Origin of the sequence: Bacillus sp. FSL K6-0042 (assembly GCF_038006685.1) — a bacterium.
Lineage (GTDB): Bacteria > Bacillota > Bacilli > Bacillales > Bacillaceae_G > Bacillus_A > Bacillus_A pseudomycoides.
In genome coordinates this window covers 107,573-120,251 of record NZ_JBBOVS010000002.1, presented here as the reverse complement: position 1 = coordinate 120,251, position 12,679 = coordinate 107,573, and the positions used below count along the sequence as shown (strand labels likewise).

The following is a 12,679-nucleotide window of genomic DNA, read 5'->3' as shown; positions in this document are numbered from 1 at the left end:
ATAAGAATTGACCACAAAAATGCTAAACGGATACTTCTTGGAATTGATATCCATAATTTAAATATTCTCCAAGATAAATCATCTTTTTCGCTTTTTCTCATAATTATCACCCTTATAAATTTTACTATAATTAGGATTATTTGTAAGTATGATTATTCAGTTAACATAACCCCACTTATCGGTATTCCATGTATCTAGAAAAAACCCCTTCAGCAAGAAAACTGAAGGGGTTTCGTATTTAGTCGGATAAGCGAGGGGCATCACTGCCTCTAACTCTCCTAAGAACCGTACGTGACAGCTTTCCCGTCATACGGCTCAAGCCTTCTTTTTATCCAAACAACTTCTTACTTGACGCAAGGTACATGTACTAGCTTTGTAACCTTATTTGAGTGTACTGGTAAATCACGTATAATAACCTTTTCTCCATTTTGTAGTGGTTGTCTGCATAACGCACAACGATACCCTTGTTTTTTCGCCAGTTTAATTCTATCTAAGGTATTAGTTCCATCAAAGACCTTACGGTCTCGCTTTTCCCAGTATTCTTTAAGAGTAGGGTCATCGGGACTGTTCTTATATAAGACCATCACATGCCGTTTGATTTTAAACCAAGGCATTTGTAAGAGCTGGATATTTGTTAGAGGACAGGTCGGAGTCCAAGATTTCTTGCCTCCGTGATGAGGCTTTTTGAAGTAAGTCTTCTTTATCCATTTCCATGATTTCTTAGGGTGCAATCGGATAAGATGTTTACATATTTTCTCGAAAATATAATGACCGATTTTATCATATGTCTTTTGAGATACGACATGTCTCCAATATTGTCCATACCCTCTAATAATTGGGTTTAACACTTTAATGAGTTCCCTAATAGGCTGTCCTCTCATGATGCGGAACGTATCCCTTATCTTTTCCTTTGCCTTCTTAACGCTATCTTTGCTGGGTTTAATCAGTAATTTATTCCCTTGCCACGTTTTGTACTGACGTACGGAAAAACCTAGGAAATCAAATCCCTCTTCAATGTGAGTCACCTTTGTTTTTTCAATACTCAGCTCAAGTCCTCTTTTATTCAAGTACGGTTGTATCTTTTCATATATGGATTGAGCCTGTTGTTTCGTTTCTGTTAAGACAACGAAATCATCCGCGTATCGAACAATCGCTATTTTGCATTTAGGATGAATTGTGTAGCTTTCATTGAATTTATATGTCTTTCGATATATAACGCCAAGTTCCTCCTCCATTCCGTGTAATGCAATGTTAGCTAGAAGCGGGGATATAATTCCTCCTTGCGGAGTTCCTTCCTTTGTTTCAGAGAAAGAATGTTGATCTATATATCCAGCCTCCAACCATCGCTGAATCAGTGTTTTTCCTGGAAAACTATAAGTTTGTTTTCGTATCCAATGATGACTTAGATGGTCAAAGCATCCTTTAAAATCACCTTCAAATATCCACTTTTTCTTACTGTTTGTGTTAATCTTATTAAAGATATTACTAATGGCATCGTGTGTACTCCGCTTCGGTCGGAACCCGTATGAGGCGGGTTCAAATCGTGCTTCCCATTGCGGTTCTAGCGCCGTTTTCACCATATTTTGATAGACTCTGTCTTTGATAGTTGGAATACCGAGAGGTCTCAGTTTTCCGTTTTTCTTAGCGATATAGGTTCGTTTCGCTGGCTTGGGAAGATGTTGAAATATACTGAGCCTCTTTAGCTGTCGGTATAATTCGTTTCTTTTGCCAGAATGAAGTGCTGTATAACCGTCTACTCCAGAGGTACGCTTTCCATTATTCTGTTGTGTTACTTTTCTAATGGACAACAGTAAGTTAGCTTCACTCCGTAGGAGTAATCGTTGAAGTTTCCTGACTCTTCTAAGTTTCTTTTGTTGTTCGGCACGATAAATTCTTTGTCGTAGCTTCATCACATACTTTTGGACTGTATGCCAATCTACTGAATTCCAATTTGTATATGAAGCGTGCGCCGACGCTCTTTCTGAGGTGTTCATAACTGCACGCTCCTTTTCATCAGAAGTTAACCACAAATGTATTTATGTGTTGAAGACCTATGGGAAGTGGGCCCTCTTTCAAGTCTGTCATAATGTGTCCAAAAGGACGACAGTATCCGTTCAGTTATACATTTTTTGCTTTCCTGTTACCTTTCGGTATAACGGCATTTGCTTTCTCCCATATCCCATACCCTCTGTTACATCGTTTGACCTTTCGATCTCTCTACTGTTTATACAGATAACATAGGGCTTACCAAGTTCCACATTCCACAGATGCGATAGGGTTAGGCAGGTTCTTTACTCCGAGCAAGATGCGGGACGCAGCACAGTAGTATTATGACCCTACTTTTCCTCTTGCCAATACCCAAGCAAAGCCATGCATTATCTTGAGCTAACGTTTACGAAGCTTACAAACCTTCACTCTCGTTTACCATACCTATCTTCTCCTAGCAGTGTTCCGGACCATGCATTTGTCCTCTGTTTCCGCATTTCCTCATGCAACCTACATTCCCGTTACCAGAAATACAGTTTCGGATGGAGACCTTCTTTGCGTCTAGAGGGGTAGCGTAAGCTACACTGTGGGAATGCAACTTCTTGTCGCACCATAATTTTTGTTATTGGTAGTTAGGTTTCTTTAGTTGAATGGGAATGTTTTGATCCAGTAGAAGAATGCAAAACCTCCAGCTACAAATAAAGCAGCTAAAATGAATGTTATTAGAGGTATTTTATTTTTCATACTTTTTCCTCCAATGATTTAATCTTAAGCTAATTTAGTTAATATAACATGCGTTAGCGGAAGTGAAATATTCACTTAACTTTTTTAATTATATATTCGTTTTAAATGACTATATCCCCTTTTGAAAGAAAGGATTTGTTATGTCTTTCTGTCTGTAGGGGTAGCACGCACATTTTAACGTTTTTATACGCTAAAGGATTCTCAAAACTCAATAATACGATTTGAGTTGAGATTTTGATTTAAAGATGGGTTTTGAGACACTATTTAGGCTCATTTCAGCACCTTTTATATTGAAGTGCATTAGTCTCAAATACCTACGTTTTTGAGATTAGATGATTCCCTTAGAGTAGTAAAATCAACGTTTTTTCATGTCGAATGTAGTGTAGTGATTTAAAAATAAACTATAATCATTAAAATGCCAAAAACCCCTAATTTTAATCAAAAAGCAGGCGTTTTTGGCATTTTAATAGACTTGGAGAAATGAATAAACTTTTGTTGCTTATTCAAGAAAAGCACCCGTTTTTTGAATAACCAAGTCATCCGAAAATTTGTGCAGCTATTCCATATAACGTTTTATTACGTGATGGCAATTGCTTTGAATTTTTAACCATTATAGGAGGTTGACTCACTTTTGAGAAACCATTTTTTTCTAAATTAAACATAAAAGACCCATTCCCTGATGGAATATCGATTCTCAATTTATATTGATGATTGTTAGCCAATTTATCAATTAATAAAGATGCTATATGATCATTAGGGGCTACAATAGGTCCTAGAATTAGATTAATAGGTCCTAAAATAGACAAGCCAAATCCTATAATCGTTCCATTGGAATCTTTAACGACAAGTGCCTCTTTTGCTTGCTTAATCCGATGGATAAGAAAGGTCTTTCTTTCCTCGCCAACTGCATTTTTATCTAACTTCACAACTTGAGGTAAATTCTCTTCACGCATAGGAGTTATTTCCATATCCAAATTATTATCTGGTTTTACCGAAAGATAGCTGTCGCAAAGATATTTATGAACACAGTCTATCGAACAAAATCCCATGCTCTCATACATTGTTTTCCCTTCATCTGTCGCAATTAACATAACCGTGGTATCGTCTGAAACAGAATCTAAACATTTTTGTGTTACTTTTCTTCCAAGCCCTTTACCTCTGTAATTTTGATGAACAATGACCATACCAATAGATGCTAGGCTTGAACCGTACGGAATAATTGCCGCACTCGATACAATTTTCCCTTCCTTATTCTTGTGTCCGTAAACTTTGCCAGATGACATCACTGTTTGAATTTCATCTTTATCATAATCCCATCCAACTGCAGCTGAAAGTGCAATTAACCCAGGTATATCGTGTTCTTCAAGTGCTACTAAATTAATTACGGTTCTTTCGGATACACTCATTTGAAATACTCCCTCATATTAAATAGTTTGTTGCTTTTTAATTTTATACTTTCACTCTATTTCTTCACCATTTAGTTTCATTGCTTTCACTAAATATGAATCGGAATCGATATTTCGGATCTTACTGTCGTATATATCTTCCCACGGGATGCCACATGCTTTAGCGTGTATAATAGAGTCATATGGTTGTCTATTTTTTAAGATTGTGTAAATGAGTTTTGCGATTTTCCCACACATATGTCCAATCGCCTTTCGTTTCGGCATTCCACGCTCTACTAGGCTGTTATAATAAGCACGAAAGACCGTTGGTCTTTTCTTAGTTGCTATTACAATCAACGCCATTTGAAACAGTACACGCCGCGTATCTCTAGCACCACTGAATGTTTGTCGTGTTCCTTTTACAGAAGTACCCGATTGACTATTTTCAGCTGATACACCCAAGTATTTTTTAAATTCTTTGTATGTATTAAATCGATCAATATCACCGATAGTTCCAACTAATGTACATGCCCAAGTATCGCTCATGAATGGGAGTGAATATAGTAAATCTGTATATGGATGCTTTTCAATCCCTTGCTCCACATTTCCATGTAAAAGGCTAGTTATATAAACATCAACATCCTTAATACTTTCTTCAAGACGTAGAGCCTCCTCAATCAACATTTTTTGTCTTCCTAGTAGATGAGGACTTTGAATGGCTAAAGAGCTTTTAGTGATTTCATAAAGTGCCTGAGAAGCCTTTTTAGCTGTAGCTTTAGCTCCTGCTTGGATTAAGGAATTTTTTAGCTCTTCTTCTGATTTCCCTAGTAAATCAACACCACTTGGATAAATTCGGACAAATCTTAATGCGGTTAAAGAGCCAGGCTTTTTAAAAGCTACTTTTAAGTCTGGATGTGTAATTTGTAACAATTGCTGGACTTGATTCTTTCGACGTGTAAGTTGAACACTTAACAGCCATCTATCACGAGTGAGGGTACGAAAGATAGATTGAATTTGAGACGCAGGCTTCAAGAGTCTTACCCCGTGTAAGTTAGGATGTAACGTCTTGTGAAATCCCATATACGCCATAATTTTCGCATCCATCGCATCAGAATTTTCTGAAATACCCAGTGTTCTTTCACGGAACTCCTTTACAGATTTATTCTCGACTTGAAATAACTCATACCCTTCTTGTAAGAGAAGTTGTGTAATTAAAAACGAGTAGTGTCCCCCTGTTGGTTCTAGGAGAATAAGGATTTCATTTCGCTTTACACTTGCAGCTTGTTCAGCTTGCTTTAAAGCGTCTAAAAAAGTCGTTAAGCCTAAACTATCTGCGTTAAACTTCATCGTTTTAACACACTTCCACTCGCGTCCTGTAGGATCCATAAATGCTTGGAATTGAATACAAGCAGCCACATGAAACGATGCTCCAATATCAATACCTACATAAAGCTTATAAAACTTCCGCTCTTGTTGTTGTTTGTTTTTCTCCTCCACAAAATTAAAAGGAGATAACTGATTTTCCATCATAATTCATAATCCTCCTAGCAGTATAGAATACCTAACTGTCCCAGTTTCTGTTAGAGCTTTTAGCCCAATGTAGTATGTCAGGACTATAATGTCAGGTGATAATTCCCATATTCGATCTAAGAAGTCTAGTTGTATAACTAGCTCCAAATTTCTTAAGAGTTTCAACCACTAAACTTATAAGGATCTTTTTGTTTTATGACTTATAGTGCTTTAAAAATATTTATTAAAAAATTGCCCCGAAGGGGCTAATATCTTCCACGTATGTTAACTTTTTAGATATTGCTTGTTATAATAAATTTGTGCAGTGACCTTTCATGGTGTTTCTGACCATAATAAGAATGGGGCTAGCTTGTTTCCTAGACCTCTAATAAGTCATTGGGGCGCTCCGCATTATGTAGCGTAAGGCTCTGCACGTTTTAGTTACATGTTAGTTCCAACAACTTCACATATATTTATCCCTTAAAAAACACAATATTCACTCAATTAGTTGTAATTCCAACTATATCGAATGTTTTTCCTCATTACAAGCATAAAAAAAGAATCTTTCCTCAAGATTCCTTCTCACTCGCTTTGAACGCCAATATTCCCAAATTTGCTTCAGAACTATCACTATATTAGTGTGCCCACATTCGACACAAGGATATATTGACAAGCCTATTGTATAATACTTTGTTCTGCAAGGCTAGCTAAGTTCTTACTCTCCTTACAATCGTCATCCCCTTGTAAACCATATTTTTTATTGTATAAATATTTATATTTTTGTTTAATCTAGCTAAAATACTGACAACGTAAGACCTTACGCGAATAGTATGTAGCTCTTTGTTTTAAATCTTGGAATATATAAAAGGCTACAGAAATTTGCTTAGCGTATATTTTCGTTAAAATGTTGGCTGTACGCCATAAATAAAAAGAATTCATTTTGAAAAAATATGAACAGCTCCCTGTCAAGTAGACAGTGGAAATAATAAAAACACTTTAAGCGGCTTGAACCCTGTATTCTAATGGGCTTAAGCCGTTTAATCTTTCTTGGTAACGTTCGTTATTGTAAAACTGAATATAATCATCTATCGCTTGTTGTAACGATTCAAATGTCTCATACTTATGTAGGTAATACTTTTCACACTTCAACGTTCCCCAAAACGATTCCATTGGTCCATTATCTATGCATTTTCCTACACGTGACATGCTATGAATCATTTTTGCTTTTTCTATTTTCCTCTTAAACCCATGTGATGTATATTGATACCCTCGATCACTATGAATCAATGGATGTTCATTCTCTTTTAATATAGTGATAGCTTGATCCAATGTTCGAAATACCAATTTATTATTGTTTGAATGTCCCAATACATAACTAATAATGGAGCCATCGTAAAGATCTAAAATGGCACTTAAATACGTTTTCCTTCCGTTTCCTAATTTGAACTCCGTGACATCTGTTACCCATTTTTCATTGGGCCTGCTGGCAGTAAATTTACGATTGAGTCGATTTTCAGCGACATATTGCGCAGATGAGGGAACATAGCGCTTTCTTTTCCGACGAATCACGGACTGTAATCCAGTGATGTGCATTAAGCGATAAATACGTTTGTGATTAAACTTTTTATGATATAACCTATTCATATTTAATTTCATTCTTCGGTACCCATAAATGCCTCCTACTCGTGCATAAATAGCTTGAATATCCTGAAGAATTGCTTCATTCTCTAATTCTCTAGCTGTTGGCGTCCGCTGTAGCCATTTGTAATAAGCAGCACGAGATACACCAGAAATTTCACATAAAAGGATTACTGGTAGATTTTCATTCGCATGTAAATCTTGAATCGCTCTATATTTATTTTGTAGACGAACGCTTGTTAACGACGCCTCCTTTCGAGTTCCTCTAACTTTTTTAAAAAAGCATTTTCTGCACGCAATCGTTCATTTTCTCGCTCTAAACGTTTCATTTCCAGTTTAAACTTTTCTTCAGCTGTTAATTCATATTCCTCTTTCTTTCGACCGCGTTTATCTTGTAGTGCTTCTTCACCATTTGCTTCAAACTTCTTGACCCATTGATATACCTGTTGGTAAGAAACTTCATAGCTTTCGGCTGCGAGCTGATAGTTTTTCTGGTGTTGTAGACAGTAATTTACAATTTGAATTCGTTCTTCTAATGTTGTTTTTCTTCTATTTGTCATAGAGTTTGTCATTCCTTTACCGGTATCATTTAATTCTCTATGACTATTATACTTTTTAATCCATTTTCCCAAAACCGCCGTACTGGATATATTGTATTTTTGGATAACCTTGCTTAACGAATCGTGTCCTGATAGATAATCATTGACGGCTGCTAACTTTAGCTCTTTTGAATAACGCTTCCAAGAAAGTGCTTCTTCTAGGCCGTCTTCACCATTCACTTCATACCTTCTCTTCCAATCTCTAATCGTCCCAGGATCAATCGGAAATTTAGTAGTAATGTCAGCTATTGAATGATGACCATCTTTATAAAGAGATAAAACAGCCAATTTTTCAGCTTTAGAATATTTCATTCGAGCCATAAAAAATACTCCCCTTAGATAAACAGATTTTTATTTTGTATCTGTCTACCTAATGGGGAGCATATCAATATTGATTAAAATGGATTCTTCTCCAGCAAATTTAAGTTTATTTTTTATAAAAAAAGTTTAACTATCCCCATAGATTCTTATGGAACTAAAACACCCTATAAGTTAGATAATTACAAGAACTTTTGAATTTGCCTATAATGATGAAGATCATGTTCTATTAAGCCTAAAAAGTAACTATAGAGTGATACTTTGTTTTTTCCTAGAATTAAGTTCTGTGTCCATAACTCATCCGTTAAGTCATTTATTGTATAAATCAACTTTTTCCTTACCATTATAAACTGATTAATTAGTTCCTCCTTTGTTCTAGACTTACTATCAATTGATGCTTGATGATTTACTAAATTAACATTTGGACTCTTTGGTAATTGAGTACCCTGAAATAAATAAGGAATACGCTGATTCAAAACAAATTCATCCCAAGGTATAAGGTGTCCAATTACTTCAGCAATAGTCCACTTATCTTTATCTATTTGCGTCCTCCATTTCTCTTCAGATAAATGTCTTAAACTTCTTACCCAATCAATAGATTGTTCATAGTGATTTATTATTTTCTTCTTTTTTTCATACAACTACATCAACTCCATTAATTTATCATTCAACTATTTATTACCTTTCAAAATTAATAATCTAAACTCCTCCTTGTACTACTCTGTTCCATTTATACCTTAAAAAAACGAAAATTTTTTTTGACAAATAATTTAACTTTCTCGGTCATTGATGATATTTAACTTCCGAGAACGATAATTATGTAAATGAGCTGTCCATATGGGCAGCTTATTGTATTTTTTGATTAGCGTGGTTTTTTTCCAAAATGCTGATGGTACCCCATGCCCATCAAGCTAAGATTTTGAGACACCCCAATAACGAAAATTTTAACTTTTTACAGTTATTCATAAAAATTCGGCTCATTTCTTTCGTTTTGGAGAACAATCAATTTCTTAGGTTGATGGCGATGTGGCGAGCCCCCTAATTTGATCAATCTTTATTCTAAAGCTACATTTATTTCATTGTGGTGTATACTTATCTAAAAATCTAAGGAGTTATATATATGGTTAATACAAAAGAAATGGCTGAGGTTTTTAGGATAGGATTACAAATTGGGTTATTTTCAAAAACTGATGTAATTAATTGGGCTGATCAAACAATTGAAATATTAGATAGTCCTTCTAATGAAATTATAGAAGTTTCTTTATCCAGTAATGATAAATTGGTCGATATTGCATCTAAATTAAAAAAAATAAAGGGAAGATATGATGAAAAATTACCGTTAAAAATTATACTGGGACTTTTATGGGAGAAATTTATTGCAAATGAAGAAAATGCACTAAAAATAAAACCGCTTATATTTAGTATGGTACATAATAATTGCTGTGAAGGGTTCGATAATGTAAATAAACAGCTGTATAATTTTAATGAGGAAATAAATTTAGCCGCAGATAATATATATGGGAATCTAGAAGATATTAGTCAAGAAATAAAAGATTTTTTATCAATTTATAAAGATTTTAGTATATTTTTTCGTTTACCTTATGATGGGCTGAAAGATGAATAAAAACAACAGGTCTCAAAGGCTCTTAGAACTTCTTGAAGCAAATAGAAAAAAGCATAAACTTACTCATGGTGCTTTATATGAAGAATGTGTCTGTGTGTTAGGTGCTGAAACTAAAGAATTATTTCCTGAAAGAGGAGCAGAAATATACAAATTATTAAATGACTCTTACCCTTTTGAATGGTGGGGACGAATCAATTGGAATAAGGTTGCCCTTAAACATGCCATTGACTCAATGGATCAAATATCTCATCTTATCCCATTGGAAAGTAAAGTCTATATCCTATGGAGTACGGGAACTGCTCCTGTTCTCTATGCAAGTTTAAACGATGTATTACGTAATATTGACGATGTAACGGCGGTTGGTAGCGACACTTATCTTTTTTGTCCAAATAATTTTGTTATAGAATTTTACCATGAAGGTGAAATCATCATTGGTTTTGGAAAAGACCACATTTAACAGCTCACATATAAAGAAAATTGAAGGAACTTTTCTAGGTTGCCAGATACATTGACTGCTTATAAGTGGTGTTATGTTAACTTCACATGTAGAGGATATACAAAACAAAAATATTTTTTAGGCGTAAAAACATATAGGATATATGCAGTGACTGATAACCAGAACGTACTATTCAGGAACACATGAAATATATATAGTACAGGCTCAATGAAATTATGATTCTATTGCTTTTGGGGGAAGATATATGCCAAAAAAAGTTCTTCTGTTTACAGATTTAGGAATTGATGATGCCTTTGCTGTTCTGTATACCTTTTTCCGTAAAGATATCCAACTTGTAGGGATTGTAGCTGATTATGGAAATGTATCAAGAGAGAATGCTATAAGAAATATTAACTATTTAAAGTATATTGGGGGAAAGGAAGAGATACCTGTATTTTTGGGTGCTTCTGTACCTTTAACAGGCATATTGGTCCAGTATTTTCCTGAAGTACATGGGAAAGTGGGATTAGGACCTATCATCCCGCCTGAGATTTCTTATCCGACTTACCCTATCAATGATATTTATCGGATTATAGATTCTAATTTAGATGACCTCATAATTATTAATTTGGGAAGGCTCTCTTCGTTGGCGACGGCATTTGTCCTAAATTTAGAAACAATGCGGAACGTGAATGAATACATTTGTATGGGCGGAGCTTTTTTTTATCCTGGAAACGTGACTGCTGTGGCTGAAGCTAACTTTTATGCAGACCCTTATGCAGCAAACTTAATTCTGCAGCATGCAAAGAATTTGACAATTATTCCGTTAAACGTCACCCAACACGCGATTGTTACACCCGAAATGGTCCAACAAATCGACGCGTTTCACCGTAATACACAGGACCTTGCAGGGCTTATCATCAAGCCCATGTTAGACTACTACTATAATTTCTACTCTAAATCGAACCCTGGTATAAGGGGAAGTCCTATGCATGATTTTGTAACAATCTGGTATTTGTTGAACCCAGATGCAGTTCTCCTTTCAAAAGTACCCATCAAAGTAATTCCCGATCAAGGAGAAGGATTTGGTCAAAGTATTGCAGATTTTCGTTTTGTGACAAATCCGGGTTATAAAACACATAATGTCGCTTTTCAGTTCAATTACGAAAGTTTTAAGAGAGATATCATGGAAACATTCTTAAGGAAGAGACTGTAGCGTATCCTAAGTAAACTTCAGATAACGGAAATTATGTAAAAAAGCTAGCATGAATCTAGCTTTTTCTTTTTTGATCACGGGTGTTCTAATATCTTTATTCATCATGTTTTGAATGTATACTTTTGCTAGTGTTTTTGAAGAAAATAGATGAAGTGAAATAAACCCAATGAAATCAACAAAATGAATGTAAACTAATATTCAAAAGTTTACATTTGTTTTTGTAGTGAAAACAAAAAGAACTTGTAAAAAATACAAGTTCTTTTTAAGATATTGCAAACTGAAGGGCAAAACAAACTATCTTATTAGAAAACTAGGGATTAATATATCTTAAGACTTCTAGGACCTCTTTATTATATAACAGATATTAACATTTTTAGGAGTAGTATTTGAATATTGTGTGAATTTTTAGAATGAAAAAAGAGAACTCTTTCATAAGAGTTCTGCAACAGGAAACAACAATATATAAACAATAAAAAGAATTACTTATAGTATAGTATATATAGTAACATTATAATATTGAGAAATATTTACATAAAGCTAGTATGTATTAAGTAACAATCGTCGATATAGCTTGTTTGTAAATGAGTTGTTTTTTACCCTGAGCCATCATAAAAACAGTGAATTTATCTATCGTGATGATCTCCCCACGTATTGGAACTCCACTCTTTAAAAACAAAGTAACCTGCCCTTTTTTCTTTTTTAGTTGTTCAAACATATCGTCTTGAAAATTTAGCATTATCTATTCCCCTTTCTATTGTCTTTACTATTTCTCTAAGGTATGCTGCTCTTCATTACTGGGTGTTTGTGTTTCCCGTTCGCTTTCTGTTTTTTGAAACCATTTACCGATTTTACTTAAATAATATCTTTTTACTTCCCCATATGGAATCCAAATTTCCCGTTCCTCTATTCGATCCATTACTTCACTAAGGATCTCATCATGCTCGTATCTTTTAGGTCTTCTATGATTCACTTGTACAAATTTTGTATATTCCCAACGAAGCCAATTAGAAATGCGTTCTCTTTGTTGTTGTCTGAGATGTGACCATTTTTTATTTGTTTGACGGATCTGTCCATTGACTTTTATATGATTTTTCATAGACACGCCTCCTATTACTGTCAAAACGAATATATAACTATCGTATCATAAGCTACAGGGATCAGAAAGGGACGTCTCCGCATTCATTAGTGAGGCGAATAATCCCTTAGTTGATATGTATTGTTTTT

General features: G+C 34.8%; 10 protein-coding genes. 3 read left to right on the top strand and 7 right to left on the bottom strand.

The genetic code is table 11. The features are described from left to right. Window positions 1-344 precede the first annotated feature (344 nt). The 5 genes from ltrA to MHH45_RS26145 all read right to left on the bottom strand — a co-directional run bounded on the left by ltrA (window position 345) and on the right by MHH45_RS26145 (window position 8,820). Window positions 345-1,994 carry a group II intron reverse transcriptase/maturase gene (gene ltrA, locus MHH45_RS26165; protein WP_088094673.1) on the bottom strand — a complete coding sequence of 550 codons (1,650 nt, stop codon included), beginning with the start codon at window positions 1,992-1,994 and terminating at the stop codon, window positions 345-347. Between the two features lie 1,272 nt (window positions 1,995-3,266). Further along, the gene (locus tag MHH45_RS26160; protein ID WP_077295822.1) at window positions 3,267-4,136 is read right to left on the bottom strand and encodes a GNAT family N-acetyltransferase; all 870 of its coding nucleotides are present in this window, start codon (window positions 4,134-4,136) and stop codon (window positions 3,267-3,269) included. Between the two features lie 51 nt (window positions 4,137-4,187). Beyond that, window positions 4,188-5,645, bottom strand: coding sequence for an IS110 family transposase (locus tag MHH45_RS26155; protein WP_088094731.1), 1,458 nt, complete (start codon window positions 5,643-5,645; stop codon window positions 4,188-4,190). Between the two features lie 975 nt (window positions 5,646-6,620). Continuing rightward, window positions 6,621-8,182, bottom strand: a protein-coding gene (locus MHH45_RS26150) for an IS3 family transposase (RefSeq protein ID WP_098116876.1) whose coding sequence is annotated in 2 segments (ribosomal slippage) — window positions 6,621-7,549 and window positions 7,549-8,182 — 1,563 coding nt in all. Because the reading frame shifts where the segments join, the coding sequence is not laid out codon by codon here. Between the two features lie 179 nt (window positions 8,183-8,361). Continuing rightward, window positions 8,362-8,820 carry a DinB family protein gene (locus tag MHH45_RS26145; RefSeq protein WP_088094746.1) on the bottom strand — a complete coding sequence of 153 codons (459 nt, stop codon included), beginning with the start codon at window positions 8,818-8,820 and terminating at the stop codon, window positions 8,362-8,364. A 479-nt stretch (window positions 8,821-9,299) separates the two neighbouring features. On the opposite strand from MHH45_RS26145, the gene MHH45_RS26140 reads away from it, so the two are divergent. From MHH45_RS26140 to MHH45_RS26130, 3 genes are all read left to right on the top strand, one after another. Further along, a complete protein-coding gene (locus MHH45_RS26140; protein WP_088094747.1) occupies window positions 9,300-9,803 on the top strand; it encodes a hypothetical protein in 504 nt (167 codons plus the stop codon). Then, a complete protein-coding gene (locus tag MHH45_RS26135) occupies window positions 9,796-10,260 on the top strand; it encodes a CDI toxin immunity protein (protein ID WP_077295669.1) in 465 nt (154 codons plus the stop codon). Before MHH45_RS26140 ends, MHH45_RS26135 begins: the two co-directional genes overlap by 8 nt. Window positions 10,261-10,504: 244 nt before the next feature. Next, window positions 10,505-11,455 (top strand): nucleoside hydrolase, encoded by a 951-nt coding sequence (locus tag MHH45_RS26130; protein ID WP_016113412.1) that lies wholly within the window; start codon window positions 10,505-10,507, stop codon window positions 11,453-11,455. A 547-nt stretch (window positions 11,456-12,002) separates the two neighbouring features. Here MHH45_RS26130 and hfq read toward each other — a convergent pair. Together hfq and MHH45_RS26120 are read right to left on the bottom strand one after the other, a co-directional pair. Then, window positions 12,003-12,191, bottom strand: a complete 189-nt coding sequence (hfq, locus tag MHH45_RS26125) for an RNA chaperone Hfq (RefSeq protein ID WP_088094605.1) — start codon at window positions 12,189-12,191, stop codon at window positions 12,003-12,005. A gap of 27 nt (window positions 12,192-12,218) precedes the next feature. Further along, window positions 12,219-12,551 carry a transposase gene (locus MHH45_RS26120; protein ID WP_088094606.1) on the bottom strand — a complete coding sequence of 111 codons (333 nt, stop codon included), beginning with the start codon at window positions 12,549-12,551 and terminating at the stop codon, window positions 12,219-12,221. Between the last annotated feature and the right edge of the window lie 128 nt (window positions 12,552-12,679).

Excerpts from the sequence above, each read along its gene's own strand:
- MHH45_RS26160 (WP_077295822.1), bottom strand. The coding sequence starts at position 4,136 with ATGAGTGTATCCGAAAGAACCGTAATTAATTTAGTAGCACTTGAAGAA.
- MHH45_RS26140 (WP_088094747.1), top strand. The coding sequence starts at position 9,300 with ATGGTTAATACAAAAGAAATGGCTGAGGTTTTTAGGATAGGATTACAA.
- MHH45_RS26135 (WP_077295669.1), top strand. The coding sequence starts at position 9,796 with ATGAATAAAAACAACAGGTCTCAAAGGCTCTTAGAACTTCTTGAAGCA.
- MHH45_RS26120 (WP_088094606.1), bottom strand. The coding sequence starts at position 12,551 with ATGAAAAATCATATAAAAGTCAATGGACAGATCCGTCAAACAAATAAA.
- hfq (WP_088094605.1), bottom strand. The coding sequence starts at position 12,191 with ATGCTAAATTTTCAAGACGATATGTTTGAACAACTAAAAAAGAAAAAA.
- ltrA (WP_088094673.1), bottom strand. The coding sequence starts at position 1,994 with ATGAACACCTCAGAAAGAGCGTCGGCGCACGCTTCATATACAAATTGG.
- MHH45_RS26130 (WP_016113412.1), top strand. The coding sequence starts at position 10,505 with ATGCCAAAAAAAGTTCTTCTGTTTACAGATTTAGGAATTGATGATGCC.
- MHH45_RS26155 (WP_088094731.1), bottom strand. The coding sequence starts at position 5,645 with ATGATGGAAAATCAGTTATCTCCTTTTAATTTTGTGGAGGAGAAAAAC.